Raw genomic sequence first — 19,118 nt, forward strand, 5'->3', positions numbered from 1 at the left:
GCCGCATGAACGAGCGAATCATCGGACGATGTGCCTGGGCGAATAGCACTGCCGCGCGAAGCGAGGCGGGCGCATGAGTCGTGACACCGTTCCCGCGACCGAGACCATCCGCCCCGAGTGGGCCGCGATCGACGAGTTGCCCACGGTCGAGCTGCTCCGGCTGATGAACGCCGAGGACCGTACGGTGCCCGAGGCCGTCGCCGGGGAGTTGGAGCGGATCGCCGCCGTGGTCGACGCCGTGGCCGCCCGGATGGCGCGTGGTGGCCGGCTGGTCTACGCGGGCGCCGGGACGGCCGGGCGGCTCGGCGTGCTGGACGCCGTCGAGTGCCCGCCGACCTTCGGCACCGATCCGGCGCTGGTCGTCGGCCTGATCGCGGGCGGGCGCCCGGCCGTCACGGCGGCGGCCGAGGGCGCCGAGGACCGCACCGACCTCGCCGAGGCCGATGTGGCCGCACTCGCCCTCACCTCCGCCGACACCCTGGTGGGCGTCTCCGCCTCCGGCCGTACGCCCTACCCGCTGGCCGCCGTCCGCGCCGCGCGCGCGGCGGGGGCGCTGACCGTCGGGCTGGCGTGCAACCGCGGCTCGGCGCTCGCGGCCGCGGCCGAGTTGGGCATCGAGGTGGAGGTCGGCCCCGAAGTGCTGGCCGGATCGACCCGGCTCAAGGCGGGCACGGCGCAGAAGTTGGTGCTCAACCTGCTCTCCACGGCCGTGATGGTCCGGCTCGGCCGGACGTACGGAAATCTGATGGTCGACCTCCGCGCCACCAACGACAAGCTGCGCGACCGCGCCCGACGGATCGTCGCCGAGGCGACCGGCGCCGACGGGACCGCGGTCGACCGCGCCCTGAGCGCGACCGGCGGCCGGGTCAAGGACGCCATCCTCTCCCTGCTCGCGGACGTGGACGCCCCCACCGCAGCGCGCCTGCTCACGGCCTCGGAGGGACGGCTGCGCGAAGCCCTCCGCCTCGCCCGGCCGTAGCAGCCCTCCGCCTCGCCCGGCCGTAGCAGCCCTCCACCGCGCCCGGCTAAAATCCCGCCCGGCCGTAGCCCCGTCCCCCGCCAACTCACCCCAACCGCACGTCCGCCGCCACGACGACCTCGCCGAGGCGCGGGAAGTCCAGTTCCACCGACGCCCGGTGCTCCTCCGCCGTGAGCGCGGCCATCGCGTCCTCGACGAACACCAGCCGGTACCCGTGGTCGCCGGCGGCCCGGGCGCTGGACTCCACGCCGAGGTTGGTGGCGATCCCGGTGAACACCAGGGTCTCCACGCCCCGCGCCCGCAGCAGCCCGTCCAGGCCGGTGCCCTGGAAGGCTCCGATGGTGCGCTTCACCACGACCTCGTCGGCCACCGCCGCGACCTCCGCGACCAGCCCGCTCCCGGGCGGCTGCTCAGCGACGTTCGGCCGCTCGACCCGCACCGCGACCACGGGCGCGCCCGCCGCCCGGAACTCCCGGGCCAGCTCCAGCGAGGCCTCCACCACCTCCGAACCGGTGCGCGGCGCGAGCGGGTTGGCGACGATCCGGTCCATCAGGTCGATCAGGACCAGGGCCGTACTGCGGGGATCAAGGGTGGTCATGGACGTCACGCTAGTCCAGTCACGCCGGCCCGTCCGACGACGGCCCCTCCTGCGCCCGGCCCTCCGAGGCCTGGCCCGCCGAGGCCCGTGCCTCCGAAGCCGGAGCGCACTCCGCCGCCTCCCGCGCGATCTCCGCCCGGAACCCCTCGATCAGCACCCGCAGCCCGTACTCGAAGTCCGCGTCGTGGTCGGTCATCCGCAGCACGTCCACCGCCTCGCGCAGCAGCGGCAGTTCGCGCAGCGCCTCGTCCGGGAACGGCGGCCGGTCGCGGTCCGCGGTGTCCTGCCGCCAGGCCTGCTCCTCGGTGACCCAGCCCATGATGTACCGGTCGACGGTCAGCAGCAGCCGCAGCGCAGTACGCGGGCGCAGCCCGGCCCCGCACAGGGCGGCCAACTGGGCCTCGACCGCCGGGAGTTCGTCCTCGCTGGGCAGGGTGCCCGCGTGTACCCGGGCGCCGTCGCGGTAGGCGAGCAGGGCGCCGCGCTTGGCGCGGGCGTCGGCAGCGATCCACTCGGGCCAGTGCGCCGGGTCCGGCTCGCGGTCGGGCGGGAGGGCCTCGGCGAGCATCGCCTCGGCCATCAGATCGAGCAGTTCCCGCTTGTTCTTGAAGTGCCAGTACAACGCCGGTGACTGGACGCCGAGTTCACGGGCGAGCCGACGGGTGGTCAGCCCGTCGATGCCCTCCTCGTCGAGCAGGCGCAGCGCCGTGCGCACCACCTCGTCGCGTTGCAGCGCCATCCGATCGCCCTCCTGGGTTATCCGCTTGCCAGACCCACCTTATCGCCGATAAGTTCCCGAGCTGGAATTTATCAGCGATAAGGACGGCCGTCGCGACGCCGACGACCGCGAAGGGATCCCACCCCTCGTGACCTCCAACCCGAACCCCACCTCCGGACCCGACCCCACCTCCAGCCCCGACCGCCCCTGGTCCCGCCTGCTGCCGAACACCGCCCCCTGGCGCTCCTCCCGGGACTTCCGGCTGACCTGGACCTCCGGCACCGTCACCCTGCTCGGCTCGATCTTCACCATGACCGCGATCCCACTCCAGATCGCCGACCTCACCGGCTCGCCGCTGGCCGTGGGCGCGGTCGGCGCGGTCGAGCTCGTGCCCGTCATCCTGTTCGGCCTCTACGGCGGCGTCCTCGCCGACCGCGCCGACCGCCGCACCGTCGCCCTGGCCACCGAGGTCGCCCTGGCCACGCTCAGCGCCTTACTGCTGGCCAACGCGCTGCTCGGCGCCCCCGCCGTCTGGCCGCTCTACGTCGCCGCCGGGGTGGCGGCGGCGATCCAGGGCATCCAGCAGCCCTCGGTCGAGGCGATGGTCCCCCGCCTGGTGCCCCAGGACCAGCTGGTGGCGGCGGGTGCCCTGCTCTCCCTGCGCTGGAGCATCGGTGGCGTGGCCGCCCCGGCGGCGGCCGGCCTGCTGATCGCGACCGCCGGCGTCCCGGCGGCCTACCTGGTCGACCTCGGCACCTTCCTGCTCTCGATCGCCCTGCTCGCCCGGGTCCGGCCGGTCCCCTCGGAGCGGGACGCCGAGGCGCCGCAGCTCACCGAGTTCCTCGACGGCGCCCGGTACGCGGCCCGGCGGCCCGATCTGGTCGGCACCTACCTGGCCGACCTCGCGGCCACCGTCTTCGCCCTGCCCACCGCGCTCTTCCCGTTCCTCGCCGCGGAGTTGGACGCCACCTGGGCGCTCGGCCTGCTCTACTCGGCCGGTGCGGCCGGCAGCCTGATCGCCGCCGCGACCGGCGGGTGGGCGGAGCGGGTGCACCGGCACGGCCGGCTGGTCCTGCTCTCCGCGGCGCTGGTCGGCGCGGCGACGGCGGCGGCCGCCTTCGCCCCGGGCCTGTGGGCCGTCCTGCTCTGCCTGGCCGTCGCGGGCGGCGCGCACTGGGTCGGCGACACCTTCCGCAGCGCCATCTGGAACCAGTCCATTCCGGACGAACTCCGGGGCCGAGCGGCCGGGTTGGAGATGCTGATCGGCTCCGCCGGGCCGGCCCTGGGCGACCTGCGGGCGGGCGGGCTCGCGGCCCGCCAGGGCATCCGGGCGGCGCTGCGCACGGGGGGCCTACTCTGCCTCGGCAGCTCGGCCGCCGTGTCCGCCGCGCTCCCCGCGCTCTGGCGCTACGACCAGCGGGCGCACCGCACCGGGCCGGCCGCGCCGGAGCCCACCCCGTGACGCACCCGCCGCACCCACCCCACGACTGCTCAGTCCCGGACGAGCGCCGTCGCGTGCCGGTCGATCAGCTCCGCCAGCCCCCGGAGGTCGTCGACCCCGCGCTTGGGCAGCATGGTCAGCACACCGGTCTCCTCGCTGCCCTTCAACAGCAGGAACAGCCGGGGCGTCTCCAGGTAGTACCGCTGCTCCGACCAGGCGAACTCGGTGACCGAGGCCTCGGTGCTCACGACCACCCCCTGGTCGTCCAGCAGGACCCTGAACTCGCCCTTCTCCCTCGCCGTCCTCGTCACCCGCCGCACCCGCGTCGCGGGCCCCGCGAGAACCACGAGCAGCACGACCGCCACCAGCAGGGCGAGCAACCGCAGCACCGTCCCGCCGAGGACGGCGAGCAGCCCGACGACCGCCGTTCCGCCGACGGCCACCGTGTACACGGCCAGCCGCGACCGGCGTCCGGCCGCCGTGCACCGCTCCCACGCCGCGAAGGCCTCCCGGAAGTCCTCGGCCGTCGGGGTGTAGCGGACCTCGACCGACGTCACCGCCCGCTCGTCGGAACCCACGTCCCACACCCTCCGACCCATGTACGCACAACTCCTGACACCAGCTTCGCCGGATCGTAGCAAAGACCGTACGTACCCGATGCGACCGCGTCCACGGCCTCCCGGCCCTCCGGCGTGAATGCGCCGCTCCCGGCACCCACCCGTTGACCGACCACCCCGCCCGGCGGTTGGCTCACCCCGAGCCGGCCGCCGGGGAGTTCGGCGTCCACCGCCGACGCGGCACGGCCCGATCCCAGGGGAGGGAACCCGATGACCCGCATCCGCCGCCCACTGCGCGCGGCCCGCACCCTCGCGGCCGCCGCACTGGCCGCCGCCGTCTCCATCACCGTCGCCGCCCCCGCCCAGGCGGCCCCGTCCACCACACAACCGTCCGCCTGGCCGGGCGGCACGGGCACCGAACGCGTCTCCGTCGGCCCCGGCCAGGCGCAGGCCACCGGCGCCTCGCAGGCCCGCGGCCTGAGCGCCGACGGGCGCTACGCCGTCTTCACCTCGGAGGCGGCCGACCTGGTGCCCGGCGACACCAACGGCACCTCCGACGTCTTCGTCCGCGACCTGTGGACCGGCCGCACCGAACGGGTCGACACCGGTCCGGGCGGCGTCCAGGCCGACGGCGCCGCCCACCACGCCGCGATCAGCGGCGACGGCCGTTACGTGGCGTTCGGTTCCAGCGCCACGAACCTCGCCCCCGGCGCCAACCGCGGCTACCAGGACGTCTACGTCCACGACCGCCGGACCGGCGAGACCCGGCTGGTCAGCGTCGGCAAGGCGCCGGGAGCCCCGCAGACCGACCGGGTGTCCGACGTCCCCTCGATCAGCTGGGACGGCCGCTACGTCGCCTACCAGTCCAACCGCAGCGACCTCGCCCCCGGCACGGTCACCTGGTTCGGCGGCAACATCTACGTCACCGACCTCTGGACCGGCGACACCCGCCTGGTCAGCGTCGGCGCGGACGGCAAGGAGGCCGACGCCTCCTCCGCCTCGCCGGAGATCAGCGGCGACGGCAGCACGGTCGTCTTCATCTCCAAGGCGACCAACCTCATCGGCCCGGGCCGGCCCGACACCCTCTCCCCGGCCGCCGTCGCCGAGCTCAGGGCCGGCTCCGACCAGGAGTTCGCCGCCGACTCCCTCCGCCCGGAAGCCCGCTCAGACTCCCGCCCGAACGCCCGCCCGGACACCCGCTCAGACGCCCGCGCGGACACCCGCGCAGAGCTCCTCAAGCCGCGCCTCTACCCGCTGTACGCCCGCGACCTGCGCGCCGGGCGGACCAGCCTGGCCTCCTCGGCCCCCGACGGCGGCTACAAGGGCGCGGCCGACCCGTCGATCAGCCCGGACGGCCGCTACGCCGTCTACTCCTCCTGGGTCGTCCACGGCGACACCTCCTGGGACCGCCACTTCGAGCTGTACGTCCGCGACCTCCGGCAGGGCACCGAGACACTGGTGAGCGTCGGCCTGCCCGGGACGAAGACCACCCTCGACTCCTTCGGCGGCCGGCTGACGGCGGACGGCCGGTGGGTCTACTTCAGCTCGGCGGCGGAGAACCTCGTCCCCGGCGACACCAACAACGCCGAGGACGTGTTCCGGCGCGACCTGTGGACCGGCCGCACCGAACGGGTCAGCGTGGCGGGCGACGGTTCCCAGACCACCGGCTCCTCGTACGCCCCGTTCCCCGACGCCTTCGGCACCGCGGTGGTGTTCACCTCGTCCGACAGCACCCTCGTCCCGGGGGACACCAACAACGCCGAGGACGTGTTCCTCCGCCGCCTCCCGCTGTTCTGACAGCGAACTCCCACACCGACCCCCGACCGGCGCGGGTGCTCCCGGTCTCACACCGTGAGCGCCCGCGCCGAGGCCCGGATCGGCGCCGGCAGTTCCGTCCACCCCCGCAGGTACCGGTCCACCGCCGCGGCCACCGCCCGCCCCTCGGCGATCGCCCAGACGATCAGCGACTGCCCGCGCCCGGCGTCCCCCGCGACGAACACGCCCTCCGCCGCCGTGGCGAAGCCGTCGTCCCGGGCCAGGGTGCCCTCCGGCCCGGTGGCGAGGCCGAGTTGGGCGAACAGCGGCCGGTCCGGGTCCGGCCCGGTGAAGCCCAGCGCGAGCAGCACCAGCTGCGCCGGCAGCCTCCGCTCGGTGCCCGCCCGCGGGCTGCGGTCGGCGGGCTCGGCCTCGGCGAAGCGGACGGCGGCCAGCCGGCCGTCCGGGCCTGGCTCGAAGCCGACGGTGGTGGCCGCGAACACCCGGGGCCCGGCCTCCGCCGCACCGGACTCCTCGTGCGAGGTGGTCTCCCGGTACACCTTCGGGTACACCGGCCAGGGCTGCCCGTCGGCCCGGTCCCGCGGCGGCCGCGGGTTGATGTCCAGCTGGGTGACAGAGGCGGCGCGCTGGCGCAGCGCCGTCCCCAGGCAGTCCGCCGCCGTGTCGCCGCCGCCGACGATCACCACGTGCCGCCCCTCGGCGGACAGCGGCGAGACCGGGCAGTCGCCCTCGTCCACCCGGTTCGCCCAGGTCAGGTACTCGATCGCCTGGTGCACCCCGGTCAGCTCTCGCCCCGGCACCGGCAGCTCCCTGCAGGCGGTCGCGCCCACCGCGACCACCACCGCGTCGTACCCGGCCCGCAGTTCCTCGCCCGGGACGTCCCGGCCGACCCACACCCCGGTGCGGAAGTCGGTGCCCTCGGCCCGCAGCTGGTCCAGCCGGCGCTCCAGCCGGTGCTTCTCCAGCCGGAACGGCGGGATGCCGTACCGCAGCAGCCCGCCCGCGCGGTCGGCCCGCTCGTACACCGTGGTGGCGTGCCCGGCCCTGGTCAGCTGCTGGGCGGCGGCCAGCCCGGCCGGGCCCGAGCCGATCACCGCGACCCGCCGCCCACCGGAGCGCTCGGCGCGGTCGGGCGGCCGGGGCCCGTCCCAGCCCGCGTCCAGGGCGCGGTCGGCGATCGCCAGTTCCACGTTCTTGATCGTCACCGCCGCGCCGTCGATGGCCAGCACGCAGGCGCTCTCGCAGGGCGCCGGGCAGAGCCGCCCGGTGAACTCCGGGAAGTTGTTGGTCGCCAGCAGCCGTGCCGCGGCCGCCCGCCAATCCGCGCCGGCCTCCGCGCCGGCTCCGGTCCCCTCCCCGGAACCCGTCCCCGACTCCGCCACCAGCCGGTTCCACTCCGGCACCAGGTTCCCGAGCGGACAGGCGCTGTGGCAGAACGGCAGCCCGCAGTCCATGCACCGCCCCGCCTGCCCGCCCACCACCGGCAGCAGCGGGCCGGGCCGGTACACCTCCCGCCAGTCCCCCAGCCGCTCCCGCGCATCACGCCGCACCCGCTCTTCGCGCGGGGTGGTGAAGAAGGCCATCCGGTCTGCCATCGCGGCCTCCGGCAGGGCGTGCCGACTCGGATCAGGCGGCCCACCCGGCGGCGCGCCACCGTACGGCCACCGTACGCCCGCGAAGCACCGCGCGACAGCCCCGGCCGTCACGGACCGCCCCGGAGCGGCCGCGGAGCGGGCCCGGACACCCCGCCCCCGCCCGGAACCGCCGTGAGCACGCCAGGGAGAATCTCCGCCATGACCCACACCGTGCTGATCGCCGAGGACGACCGGGCCATCCGCGACTCGCTCGCCCGCGCGCTGATGCTGCAGGGCTACCGGGTGCGGGTCGCCGCCGACGGCACCCAGACCCTGGCCGTCCTCGCGGAGCAGCGCCCGGACGTCCTGGTGCTCGACGTGATGATGCCCGAGCCGGACGGCCTGGAGGTCTGCCGCCGGCTGCGCGCGGCCGGCGACCGCACCCCGGTGCTGATGCTCACCGCCCGGGTCGAGGTGCCCGACCGGATCGCCGGCCTCGACGCGGGCGCGGACGACTACCTGGTCAAGCCCTTCGACGTGGACGAGCTGTTCGCCCGCCTGCGCGCCATGCTGCGCCGCCGCCCGCCGGAGTCCGCCACCGAGGTGCTGACCGTCGCCGACCTGCGGATCGAGCCGCCCGCCCGCCGGGCCTGGCGCGCCGCCCAGGAGCTCGAACTGTCCCGCACCGAGTTCGACCTGCTGGAGCTCCTCGCCCGGCACGCCGGCGCCGTCCTCGACCAGGCCACCCTGTACGAGCGGATCTGGGGCTACGACTTCGGCCCCGGCTCGAAGAACCTCGCGGTGTTCATCGGCTACCTGCGCCGCAAGCTCGACCGCCCCGGCCTGGCGCCGCTGATCCACACCGTCCGCGGCGTCGGCTACACGCTGCGCGAGCCGTGACCGGCCCGGCCCGCCGCCTCCCCCGGTTCCCGCGCCCGGCCCGCCGCGCGCCCCGGCCGCCGCGCCCGACCGGCCGGCTCCCCCGTCTCCCCCGGCTGCCGCGCCCCGGCCTGCCCACCACCTTCGCGCTGGCCTTCGCCGCGATCGCCGCGCTGGTCGCGGTGCTGATCGGCGCACTCGGCTACGACGCCGCCGCGCGGCTGATCCGGGATGACGAGACCGCCGACTTCGGCGCCGCCGTCGACTCCGTCGGCCGCCAGGTCCAGCGGGAGGTGCTCTTCCCGGGCGACTTCGCCGGCCCGAGCGGCCTGAGCGCCGACCTGGTCCGCCCGATCCGGGTCACCACGCAGTCGCTCGACCCCGACGGCGCGGTGCTGCCCGGCACCGCCCGGCTCGACCTGCCGCCGAGCCCGTCCGACCACGAGCTCGCCCACGCCGACCAGCCGGGCCGCACCTCGATCGGGCTGCGCCACGAGCACCGCGAGGCCTACCGGGTCGGCGTGGTCTCGCTCGGCGGCCGACGCGGGGCGGTCCAGATCATCCAGCAGGTCGGGCCCACCGAGAAGCTGCTGACCACCCTGCGCACCCGTACGGTCGCCCTGGTGGCGATCGTCGCGGTGCTCGCCGGCGGGGCCGGCCGGCTGCTCGCCCGACGGATCACCCGACGCCTGGTCCGGCTCACCCACGCGGCCGAACTGGTCGCCGCCAGTGGGCGGTTGGACGTCCCGGTGCCCGCCGCCGGCACGGACGAGGTGGGCCGGCTCGGCCGGGCCTTCGACCGGATGCTGGGCCGGCTCGCCACCGCCAAGGAGAACCAGCGCCGACTGGTCCAGGACGCCGGGCACGAGCTGCGCACCCCGCTGACCAGCCTGCGCACCAACCTCTCGGTGCTCCCCAGCCTGGACCGGCTGCCGCCCGCCGAACGCGCCGCGCTGATGGCCGATCTGGTCGAGGAGACCCGCGAGTTGACCCAGCTGGTGGAGGAGCTGGTGGCACTCGCGGCGGACCGAAGGGCGGACGAGCGGCCGACCGAGGTGCTGCTCGCCGACGTGGTCCGGCAGGCCGCCGCCCAGGCCCGGCGGCGCGGCGACCGGGAGGTCGTGGTGGACGCGGACGCGACCGTGGTCACCGCCCGGCCGGACGCACTGGCCCGCGCGGTGGGCAACCTGCTGGACAACGCCGCCAAGTTCGACCCCGCCGGGACGGGCCCGATCGAGGTGGTGGTGCGCGGCCCGCGGGTGGAGGTGCGCGACCGCGGCCCGGGCATCGACGCGGCCGACCTCGACCGGGTCTTCGACCGCTTCTACCGGGCCACCGCCGCCCGCGGCCTGCCCGGCTCCGGGCTGGGCCTGGCCATCGTGCACGAGGTGGCCCGCTCGCACGGCGGTACGGCCTTCGCCGCCAACCGGGAGGGCGGCGGCGCGGTGATCGGCTTCACCCTCGGCGCCGACGGAGCGGACGGGCCCGACGGCTGAGCACGCGGACGGGCCCGGCGCGTGGCAGCGCCGGGCCCGCGGTGGAACCGACCATCAGACGGCGGCCAGCAGCCCCCGCCCGAGCCAGTCGGCCTCGTCCTTCACCCCTGGCAGGACGAAGAAGTAGCCGCCGCCGGTCGGCGAGATGTAGTCCACCAGCGGCTCGCCGATCAGCCGGGTCTGGGTGGCCTCGAACTGCCGCACCACGTCCTGCTGGTAGCAGCAGAACACCAGGCCCATGTCCAGGTTCCCGGCCCGGTCGACGCCCCGGTCGTAGTTGAAGCCCCGGCGCAGGATGCGCGAGTTGTCGGTGTCGGCGGTGCGCGGGTTGGCCAGCCGGATGTGGGCGTCGAGCGGGATCGCCTTGCCGTCCGGGTCCTTGGCGTAGTCCGGCGCGTCGGTCTCCCGGGCGCCGTCCAGCGGCGCGCCGGTGTCCCGGCGGCGGCCGAACATCTTCTCCTGCTCGGTGAGGGTGACGCGGTCCCAGAACTCGATCAGCATCCGGATGATCCGGATCACCTGGTAGCTGCCACCGGTCGCCCAGGCCGGCTCGCCCGTCCCGTCGGTGACCCAGACCAGCCGGTCCATCTCGCGCGCGGAGCCGGTGTCCGGGTTGACGATGCCGTCCTTGAAGCCGAGCAGGTTGCGCTGGGCGCCGTCCGGGCGGGACTGGTTCTGGAAGCCGTCGATCCGCCAGAGGATCTGCAGCGCGCCCCGGGTGTGCCGGGTGATGTCGCGCAGCGCGTGCAGCACGGTGTCCTGGCGGTCGGCGCAGATCTGCAGCGAGAGGTCGCCGTGCAGTTCGGCGGCCTGGAGGTTGTCGTTCGGGAAGGTCTTCATCGGCGCGAGCCTGACGGGCTTGGCCTTGGCCAGCCCGTAGCGGTCGTCGAAGAGCGAGGCGCCGACGCCGACCGTGACGGTCAGGTGGTCGGCGGGGACGGTCGGGCCGAGGATGCCGCTGTCCGAGGGCGGCGCGCCGACGCCGAGGTCCGGCGGGGTGCCGCCGGCGGTGAGGAAGCGGATCCGCTCGGTCAGGGTCCGGAACAGCGTTTCGAGGCCCTTGCGGTCCTGGGCGATCACCTGGCAGGAGACGAAGGCCGCGAAGCCGGGGGCGGCCGTGGTGACGCCCGCCTGGTGGGCCCCGTGGAAGGGCACCGCCCCGGCCTTCTCCTGCGTGCCGTCCCCGGCGGCGGCCGGTCCGGCGGCGAGGGCGAGGCCGCCGCCGGCCAGCACGGCCGCTCCGGCGCCCGCGCCGAGCGCGGCCCGGACGAAGCTGCGCCGGGCCGGTCCGGCCGGGCAGCCGCCCTCCGCGGCGGCAGCGGCCTCGGTGGCGGCGGCAGCGGCGTGCGGGAACGGGCAGGAGCCGGTGGCTGCGGTGTGGTCGGTCATCAGGCGGCCTTCCGGATCTCGAGCAGGGCGGGGACGGGGGCGAGGTCTTCGAGCAGTTCACCGGTGGCGCCGTTGAGCTGTCGGCGGGCGTCGGCGGGCAGCCGGTCGACCGGGGTCCAGCCCTCGGGCCGGTGGGCGGCGGCGACCAGGTCGCCGACCCGCTTCATCCCGGCGTTCACCTTGACGAGCACCTGCGGGTCCCGCTCGTCGAGCAGCGGCTGGAGCAGGGTCAGCAGCTCCTGGGTGCCGGTCAGGTTGGCCTGGGCGGTGGCCAGGTTGGTGCCGCTGCCCATGTCGGTGTCGCCGGTCAGCTCGAACTGGAGGGTGTTCTCCAGGATCTCGTGGGCGCGCAGCGGCAGGTCGCCGGGGGCGAAGTCCTGGCCGGGGAAGTCGTGCGCCAGCTTCTCCACGTTCTGCGCAAGGTCGTCGGCGACGGGCGTCAGCTCGGCGGCGGACTGGTCGTGCCAGAGGCCGTACTCCAGCCGCAGGAAACCGGTGAAGCCCGGGTCCCGCTCCTTCTCGGCGAGTCCGTCCGGGCGGCCGTCGATCTTGCCGTCGAGGTCGGCGAAGGTGCCGTACGCGGCGCCGAGCGAGGCGTACCGGAGGTGGGCGGTGAGCCAGTCGGCCTTCGCCGTGGCGAGGTCCCCGGAGCGCACGTCGGCCTGGAGCTTCCGGCTCTCCGTCACGACCGTCGCGAGGCCCTGGTCGACGTACTCCTTGTAGCTGTCCAGCGGGGCCTTGAGGTCCTCCTCGGCGACCGGCTTGACGGCCTTGACCACGGCGGCGCCGCTGACGTGCACGGCGGCCGAGGTGACGGACTTGCCGCCGGTGGGCACGCAGCGCCAGGCGTAGTCGCCGGAGCCGATGGTGGCGGTCAGGGCGCGGGTGGTGCCGGGGGCCAGGCCCTCGATCTCCCCGTAGACCGCGCCGCTGCCCGGGTCGACCAGGTAGACCTCGGCGACCTTGTCGCCGGTGTTGCGCATCTGGAACACCTGCTGGCCGGGCCGCGGGTCGGCGAAGCCCTTGCCGCACTCCTGCTCGGAGACGGCGACGGTGGCGGAGCCGCCCTGCTTGCCCTCGCTGACCGCGATCACCACGCCGGCCACCACCACCGGCACGGCGATCGCCGCGGTCGGCAGCACCCAGCGCGGCCGGCCCGCCCGCACCGGTCCGGCCGTACCCCCGCCCTCGCCCTCGGCCCCGCCCGCGGCGGGCTTCGCCTCGGCGGGAGCGGCGGGAGCGGCGGCCGGGGCTGCCTGGGCCGCCTGGGCGCGCCCGCCACTGCGGACCCCCTCGACGAACAGCGTCATCACGACGCCCAGGTACGCGACGTAGCCGACGACCTGGAGCACCGTCATGGTGACGGTCAGGTTGAGGGTGCCCTGGACCAGCGTCGCGTACCAGGACGAGGCGTCCAGGTGCCCGCTCAGGTCGAAGGCGTACGAGGTGCCGCCGCCGACCAGGCCGGACTCCTGGAGGTCCCGCAGGCCGTAGCCGAGGACGCCCGCCGCGACGACGATCAGTCCGACGCCGGTGATGGTGAAGAACCGGGTGAGGTTCATCTTCAGGGCCCGCCGGTACAGGCCCCAGCAGAGCCCGGCCGAGAGCACCAGGCCGACGGCCGCGCCGATCAGCGGCCCGGTGGACTCGCCGGCGGTGCGCACGTTGGTCCACAGGAAGAGCGAGGTCTCCAGGCCCTCGCGGGCGACCGCGAGGAAGCTGGTGAGCACCAGCGCGCCGGCGCCCATCGCCAGCGAGGCCTGGACCTTCTCCTTGATCTCGGCGGAGAGGGTGCGCGCCGAGCGCCGCATCCAGAACACCATCGCGGTGACGAAGCAGACCGCGATCAGGCTGAGCACCCCGCCGAACGCCTCCTGGGCGTGGCCGGAGAGGTTGGCGGCGGTGAAGGTGAGCACCGCGCCGAAGCTCAGGCTGAGCGCGACGGCCGCCGCGACGCCCGACCACACCTGGGGCAGCCGGGCCTTCTGGTCCGCCCGCACCAGCGTGGCGACCAGGATCGACACGATCAGTCCGGCTTCCAGGCCCTCGCGCAGACCGATCAGGAAGCTGGGAAACGCCTCATCCCACATGCGGCGGGCTCCTCCCCCGGGCCGGCCCGGGTCGTTCACCTGTCCTCGACCCCGCCGCGGTGGCGGCGGGGCGGCACAGCCGAACGCCCCGGACACTGCGGTCCAGGGCGCCACGGCTTAGCTTAGGCAAACCTTAGAGCCGCGCAGGTCAACCGCACCCCCGGTTCGGGTAAGGGTTCGGTATGAGCTCGCCCTCGTGTTGACCAAACCCGCAGGGCGGAGGGACCGTCAGGAGCCCCGGGTCACCCCCACCACTGCTCCGGCACCGCCTCCGGTTCGGGCGACTCCGGCACCGTCACCGGTTCGGCGCAACGCACCAGGAGATCACCCTCCTCCGTTCCGGCGACGAGGTAGCCGCACTCGCGCAGCACGACCGCGGCCGCGCCGCTCAGCGCCGCGAGCGCCTCCCGGGAGGGCGGCCCGCCCGGCTCCGCTCCCGGCGTCCAGCCGACCACCACACCCTCGGGGTGGCGGTCGATCCACAGCGGTGAGGGGCCCGGTCCGGTGTCGAACCCGGCGCGGGCCAGGGCCTCGGTGACGTCCTCGAAGAGTTCACGGTGATCCACCATTGGCGCAGCGTAGGCCCCGGACCTCGCGACCCCCGGACGCGGCGCGCGCCGAAACGCTTCAGCGGCACCCGACCGCAGCATCGGCACCCGTTGGGCCGAGCGGCGGCCAGCCGATCGGGCGTCAGGAACCCCCGTCCGGCCCGACACGCACGGCCGGACGGGCCGATGGACGTGCACAGTCGGCCCCCTGCCGACAGCATGACAGAGTAAGCGCTCCATCACCCTGAGCAACGGGCCCAGCGGAACAGCTGGTCCGCGCGCCGGTCCCGCCGGCGGGCCCGTATCGAGAGGTCCCATGATCACAACACTTCGCCGGCCGCCGTTCCCGCCGGCGGGCCTCCGGCACGGTACGCCGCGGACGCCGGGGAGCCCGTCGTGAGAGCCGACCAGCAGTCGCAGCCGGGACCGGTGACCACCACGCGCGCCGACCCCGCCAACAAGGCCGAGGCGCTCGCCGACTGGGCGGACGGCCGACTCGGCATCTACTCCCTGGCCAAGGCCAACCTGCGCAAGATCTTTCCCGACCACTGGTCCTTCATGCTGGGCGAGATCGCGCTCTACACCTTCGTCATCATCATCCTCACCGGCGTCTGGCTCACCCTGTTCTTCGTACCGAGCATGGGCGAGGTCGTCTACGACGGGTCGTACGTCCCGCTCAGGGGCATCCCGATGTCCGAGGCCTTCTCCTCGACCGTCAAGATCAGCTTCGACGTGCGCGGCGGCCTGCTGATGCGCCAGATCCACCACTGGGCCGCGATCGTGTTCGTCGCCTCGATGCTGACCCACATGATGCGCGTCTTCTTCACCGGCGCGTTCCGCAAGCCGCGCGAGATCAACTGGGTCTTCGGGGCGCTCCTGCTGATCCTCGGCATGTTCGACGGCTTCATGGGCTACTCGCTGCCCGACGACCTGCTCTCCGGCACCGGCATCCGCTTCATGGAGGGCGCGGTCCTCGCCGTCCCGATCGTCGGGACGTACCTGCAGTTCTTCCTCTACGGCGGCGAGTTCCCGGGGCACGACATCATCCCCCGGCTGTTCACCGTCCACGTCCTGCTGATCCCCGGGATCATGGTGGGCCTGCTGGCGGCGCACCTGATCCTGGTCTTCTACCACAAGCACACCCAGTTCGCCGGGCCCGGCCGGACCAACAGCAACGTGGTCGGCATGCCGCTGCTGCCGGTCTACACCGCCAAGGCGGGCGGCTTCTTCTTCCTGGTCTTCGGCGTGGTCTCGGTGATGGCGGCGATCGCCACCGTCAACCCGATCTGGATGTACGGCCCGTACCGACCGGACCAGGTGACCACCAACGCCCAGCCCGACTGGTACATGGGCTTCTCCGAGGGCCTGATCCGCGTGATGCCCGGCTGGGAGATCAGCGTCTGGGGCGGCCACACCCTCAACCTCGGGGTGTTCGTCCCGCTGATGGTCTTCCCGACCGTCCTGCTGGCCATCTGGTGCTACCCGTTCCTGGAGGCCTGGATCACCGGGGACCGGGGCGAGCACCACATCGCCGACCGGCCGCGCAACGCCCCGGTCCGCACCGCCTTCGGCGCGGCCTGGATCAGCCTCTACCTGATCCTGCTGGCCGGCGGCGGCAACGACCTGCTGGCCACCCACTTCCACCTCTCGATCAACGCGATCACCTACGCGGTGCGGATCGGCTTCTTCACCGTGCCGGTCGTCGTGTTCGTGATCACCAAGCGCTGGTGCCTGGGCCTCCAGCGGCGGGACAAGGAGAAGGTGCTGCACGGCCGGGAGACCGGCGTCATCAACCGCCTCCAGCACGGCGAGTTCGTCGAGGTGCACGCCCCGCTGCCGAAGGGCCGGCTCTACACCCTCACCTCGCACGACCAGCCGCAGCCCTCCGAGCTGCCGCCCGAGGTGGACGAGAACGGCGTGGCCCGCAAGGCCGGGCTGTGGACCCGCGCGCGGGTCAAGCTCTCCCGCGGCTTCTACGGCGAGTACAGCCAGATCGCCAAGCCCACCGTCGAGGAGCACGAGGAGATCGGCAGCGGCCACGGCCACCACTGATCCCCTCCCGCACCTGGAAAGGGCCCGCCGCACCGGGAACGGTGCGGCGGGCCCTCGTCGTGCCGGGGCCCGTCGACGGCGGGCCCGGGCCGCTCAGCCGCGCAGGACGGCCGGGACCACGGCGAACAGCGCCGCCGTCACGGTGACGGAGAGGCAGAGCGCGGCCCAGCGGGCGCAGATCCGGCGGCACTCGACGCGGTACCGGGCGGCCAGCCGGCGGCAGCGCTCGACCGCGCGGTCGACGACCTCCTCGGCGTAGCGCAACCGGTCGGCGGCGTAGGCCTGTTCGAGGCTCTCCCGCTCCGCCGCCGGCAGCCACGGGAACTGCGCGGCGAACGCGCGGGCGTCCCGTTCGGCCGCCGCGACCTCCGCCTCCCAGGCCAGGAACCCCTCGATGCGGGCGAACTCCGCCCGGGAGTTCACCCGGGCACCGACGCCGGCGGGCCTGCCCTGACGGGGCGTCCGCGCTCTCGGCGGACGCTGTCTGCCACCCATGACCGCTCCTCCAGTCCTGTCGAGTCGTCCCGCCGGAAAGCCTGCGGGGTCGGGCTCCCGACGGGGATCGCTCCGCGACCAGGCAACTACTACCAGCGACAAACCGCAGGTGGCGGGCGGCTCGCCACAGCCCGCGCGGCCGGGAAAAACTTGCGTGCCACGCACTATTGCGCACCGCGCACCTTTCGCGGGACAGTGGTGGCCATGACGAAGGACCAGCCCGGCCTGCGGGAACGGAAGAAGGCCGCGACGCGGGAGGCACTGGGCTGGGCCGCACTGCGGCTCGCGGTGGAGCGGGGGCTGGAGAACGTCCGGGTGGAGGACATCGCGGCCGCGGCCGGGGTGTCCCCGCGCACCTACAACAACTACTTCTCCAGCAGGGCCGAGGCGATCGTCTCCCGGCACCGCGACCGGGTCCTGCAAGCCGCCGGGGAGCTGCGGGCCCGCCCGGCGCAGGAGCCGCTGTGGGAGGCGCTGACCCGCTCCCTCGTCGCACCGTACGTCGGCGCGCCCGAGGGGCCCGACCCGCGCTGGACCGCCGCCGTGCGGCTGCTGCTGCGCGAACCGGCGCTCCAGGCCGAACTGCTCCGCGACAGCGCCGGGGTCCGGAGGGAGCTGGCGGCGGCGGTGGCCGCCCGGACCGGGACCGACGCCGACCGGGACCTCTACCCGAACCTGGTCGCCTCGGCCGCGCTCTCCGCGCTGCAGGCCGCCAACGAGCACTACCTGGCCGCCGACCCGGTGGTGCCGTTCCAGCCGCTGCTCACCGAGGCGCTGCGCCAGCTGGCGGCCGGGCTGCCCGATCCTTCGTCACGGTGACCCCACCGCATCCGAGGGGGATTCGACATGAACGGGGACTTGAGATGAACAGCGATGTCGTCATCGTCGGCGCCGGCCCGGTCGGGCTGTTCCTGGCCGGCGAACTGGCGCTGGCCGGAATCCGGCCGGTGGTCCTGGACCGGCTGCCCGCGCGCTCGGGCGAGCAGAAGGCCAACGGGCTGGTCGGCCAGGTGCTCCGGCTGCTCGACCACCGCGGCCTGTACCAGCCGCTCAGCGGCGTCCCGGGCGCGCCGCGGCCCGTGCCGCGCTTCGTGTTCGGCGCCTTCCCGCTGGAACTGCACCGGCTCGACCGGAACCCGCTGCACGCCGTGCCCGTACCCCAGCACCGGATCGAGGAGGTACTGGAGGAGCGCCTCCTCGACCTGGGCGTCACCGTGCGCCGCGACCGCGAGGTCACCGGCCTGCGCCAGGACCCGACCGGGGTGACCGTCGACGTCCGAGGACCCGACGGCGCCGGACAGTTGCGCGCCCGCTACCTGGTCGGCGCGGACGGCGGCCGCAGCACCGTCCGCAAGCTCGCCGGGATCGGCTTCCCCGGCGTCACCTCGCCCGACCCCGTCTCCCGCATCGCGCACGTGCTGCCGCCCGAGGGGGTGCGCACCACCGACAACGGCGACGTCCTGCTGCCCGGCTGCCCGACCCCGTTCCGCGTCTTCACCCACACCCGCACCGACCACGGCGTGTTCGTCATCTCCCCGTTCGGCCCGGACGCCGTCATGATCGCCACGATGGAGTGGGGCGGCCCGCCGGTGGACCAGCGGACCCCGCTGACCCTGGACGAGCTGCGCGCCAGCGTCCGCCGGGTGACCGGCGCCGACCTGCCGCTCGCCCCGGCCCGTACCGCCGGACCGTTCACCCCGCGCCGCACCGTCGGCCACAACACCCGGCTCGCCGAGCGCTACCGCGACGGCCGGGTCCTGCTCGTCGGCGACGCCGCCCACGTGCACGCCGCGACCGGCGGCCCGGGCCTCAACCTCGGCCTCCAGGACGCCGCCAACCTCGGCTGGAAGCTCGCCGCCGACCTGCACGGCTGGGCCCCGCCCGGCCTGCTGGACAGCTACCAGAACGAGCGCCGCCCGGTCGGCGAGCGGGTGTTCATGCACTCCCAGGCCCAGACCGCCCTGATGGCCCCCGGCCCCGGGACCACCGCGGTGCGCGCCCTGTTCGACGAGCTGCTGGCGCACCCGGACAACCTCGGCCGGATCGCCGCGCTGATGGCCGGCAGCGACGTCCGCCACGACGTCGGCTGCCCGCACCCGCTGGCCGGTCGGTTCGTGCCGGAGCTCGCGACGACCACCCCGAACGGCCCCACCCGGATCGCCGAACTCGCCCGCACCGGACGCCCGTTGATCGTCGACCTCACCGGCGGCCGGCTCGGCCTCGCGGACCCGGCGGCGGGCTGGAAGGACCGGGTCGACCTCGTCACGGCCGACTGCCCGCAGCCGCCGGCCGGCGCCCTGCTGCTGCGCCCGGACGGCTACGTCGCCTGGGCGACCGGGCCCGACCGGGCGGACCGGGAGGGGCTGGCCCGGGCGCTGCGCACCTGGTTCGGCGCCGCCTCCTCCTGAGGACGGGCACCCGCGGACGAGCTCCCCGGCGACGGGTTCCACGACGACGCGGACGGGCCCGTACCCCCCGTCCGCGGGGCCGCCGGGGAGGCGCCGGACGGGTGGGGGAGAATGGCGG

General features: G+C 74.8%; 16 protein-coding genes. 8 read left to right on the forward strand and 8 right to left on the reverse strand.

What is annotated here, in order from left to right; genetic code table 11:
• Window positions 1-73 precede the first annotated feature (73 nt).
• Complete coding sequence (gene murQ / locus AMK13_RS20915; RefSeq protein ID WP_074003611.1) at window positions 74-979, forward strand: N-acetylmuramic acid 6-phosphate etherase; 906 nt, start codon at window positions 74-76, stop codon at window positions 977-979.
• A gap of 85 nt (window positions 980-1,064) precedes the next feature.
• On the opposite strand, the gene AMK13_RS20920 is transcribed toward murQ, so the two are convergent.
• Entirely contained in the window at window positions 1,065-1,577 is a 513-nt protein-coding gene (locus AMK13_RS20920; RefSeq protein ID WP_074003612.1) for an isochorismatase family protein, read from the reverse strand.
• Window positions 1,578-1,596: 19 nt separating this feature from the next.
• Window positions 1,597-2,316 (reverse strand): TetR/AcrR family transcriptional regulator C-terminal domain-containing protein, encoded by a 720-nt coding sequence (locus tag AMK13_RS20925; RefSeq protein ID WP_074003613.1) that lies wholly within the window; start codon window positions 2,314-2,316, stop codon window positions 1,597-1,599.
• A gap of 127 nt (window positions 2,317-2,443) precedes the next feature.
• On the opposite strand from AMK13_RS20925, the gene AMK13_RS20930 reads away from it, so the two are divergent.
• Window positions 2,444-3,757 carry an MFS transporter gene (locus AMK13_RS20930; RefSeq protein ID WP_198959397.1) on the forward strand — a complete coding sequence of 438 codons (1,314 nt, stop codon included), beginning with the start codon at window positions 2,444-2,446 and terminating at the stop codon, window positions 3,755-3,757.
• 29 nt (window positions 3,758-3,786) lie between these two features.
• On the opposite strand, the gene AMK13_RS20935 is transcribed toward AMK13_RS20930, so the two are convergent.
• A complete protein-coding gene (locus AMK13_RS20935) occupies window positions 3,787-4,314 on the reverse strand; it encodes a YcxB family protein (RefSeq protein WP_049654974.1) in 528 nt (175 codons plus the stop codon).
• A 249-nt stretch (window positions 4,315-4,563) separates the two neighbouring features.
• On the opposite strand from AMK13_RS20935, the gene AMK13_RS20940 reads away from it, so the two are divergent.
• Window positions 4,564-6,090 carry a PD40 domain-containing protein gene (locus AMK13_RS20940; protein ID WP_074003615.1) on the forward strand — a complete coding sequence of 509 codons (1,527 nt, stop codon included), beginning with the start codon at window positions 4,564-4,566 and terminating at the stop codon, window positions 6,088-6,090.
• 47 nt (window positions 6,091-6,137) lie between these two features.
• Here the strand turns inward: AMK13_RS20940 and AMK13_RS20945 are convergent, their stop codons facing one another.
• Window positions 6,138-7,664, reverse strand: coding sequence for a glutamate synthase subunit beta (locus AMK13_RS20945; RefSeq protein ID WP_074003616.1), 1,527 nt, complete (start codon window positions 7,662-7,664; stop codon window positions 6,138-6,140).
• Window positions 7,665-7,862: 198 nt separating this feature from the next.
• Between AMK13_RS20945 and AMK13_RS20950 the strand changes: the two genes are divergently transcribed.
• Window positions 7,863-8,543: a response regulator transcription factor gene (locus AMK13_RS20950; RefSeq protein ID WP_049654967.1), complete on the forward strand. Its 681-nt coding sequence runs from the start codon at window positions 7,863-7,865 to the stop codon at window positions 8,541-8,543.
• Window positions 8,540-10,018, forward strand: a complete 1,479-nt coding sequence (locus AMK13_RS20955; RefSeq protein ID WP_079272322.1) for a sensor histidine kinase — start codon at window positions 8,540-8,542, stop codon at window positions 10,016-10,018. The genes AMK13_RS20950 and AMK13_RS20955 overlap by 4 nt, the downstream gene beginning before the upstream one ends.
• Window positions 10,019-10,072: 54 nt before the next feature.
• On the opposite strand, the gene efeB is transcribed toward AMK13_RS20955, so the two are convergent.
• The 3 genes from efeB to AMK13_RS20970 all read right to left on the reverse strand — a co-directional run bounded on the left by efeB (window position 10,073) and on the right by AMK13_RS20970 (window position 14,066).
• Complete coding sequence (efeB, locus tag AMK13_RS20960) at window positions 10,073-11,407, reverse strand: iron uptake transporter deferrochelatase/peroxidase subunit (RefSeq protein WP_079272323.1); 1,335 nt, start codon at window positions 11,405-11,407, stop codon at window positions 10,073-10,075.
• On the reverse strand, window positions 11,407-13,497 hold the full coding sequence (gene efeU / locus AMK13_RS20965) for an iron uptake transporter permease EfeU (protein WP_074003617.1): 2,091 nt from the start codon (window positions 13,495-13,497) through the stop codon (window positions 11,407-11,409). The genes efeB and efeU overlap by 1 nt, the downstream gene beginning before the upstream one ends.
• A gap of 242 nt (window positions 13,498-13,739) precedes the next feature.
• A complete protein-coding gene (locus tag AMK13_RS20970; RefSeq protein ID WP_049657126.1) occupies window positions 13,740-14,066 on the reverse strand; it encodes a hypothetical protein in 327 nt (108 codons plus the stop codon).
• Window positions 14,067-14,474: 408 nt separating this feature from the next.
• Between AMK13_RS20970 and qcrB the strand changes: the two genes are divergently transcribed.
• Window positions 14,475-16,097, forward strand: coding sequence for a cytochrome bc1 complex cytochrome b subunit (qcrB, locus tag AMK13_RS20975; RefSeq protein WP_074003822.1), 1,623 nt, complete (start codon window positions 14,475-14,477; stop codon window positions 16,095-16,097).
• A gap of 93 nt (window positions 16,098-16,190) precedes the next feature.
• Here the strand turns inward: qcrB and AMK13_RS20980 are convergent, their stop codons facing one another.
• The gene (locus AMK13_RS20980; protein WP_143204590.1) at window positions 16,191-16,592 is read right to left on the reverse strand and encodes a cytochrome C oxidase subunit I; all 402 of its coding nucleotides are present in this window, start codon (window positions 16,590-16,592) and stop codon (window positions 16,191-16,193) included.
• Between the two features lie 204 nt (window positions 16,593-16,796).
• Between AMK13_RS20980 and AMK13_RS20985 the strand changes: the two genes are divergently transcribed.
• Together AMK13_RS20985 and AMK13_RS20990 are read left to right on the forward strand one after the other, a co-directional pair.
• Window positions 16,797-17,411 carry an acyl-CoA-like ligand-binding transcription factor gene (locus AMK13_RS20985; protein WP_074003618.1) on the forward strand — a complete coding sequence of 205 codons (615 nt, stop codon included), beginning with the start codon at window positions 16,797-16,799 and terminating at the stop codon, window positions 17,409-17,411.
• A gap of 44 nt (window positions 17,412-17,455) precedes the next feature.
• The gene (locus AMK13_RS20990; RefSeq protein WP_074003619.1) at window positions 17,456-19,000 is read left to right on the forward strand and encodes an FAD-dependent monooxygenase; all 1,545 of its coding nucleotides are present in this window, start codon (window positions 17,456-17,458) and stop codon (window positions 18,998-19,000) included.
• Window positions 19,001-19,118 lie beyond the last annotated feature (118 nt).

The sequence above is a fragment of the Streptomyces sp. CB02056 genome (assembly GCF_001905545.1).
Classification (GTDB): domain Bacteria; phylum Actinomycetota; class Actinomycetes; order Streptomycetales; family Streptomycetaceae; genus Kitasatospora.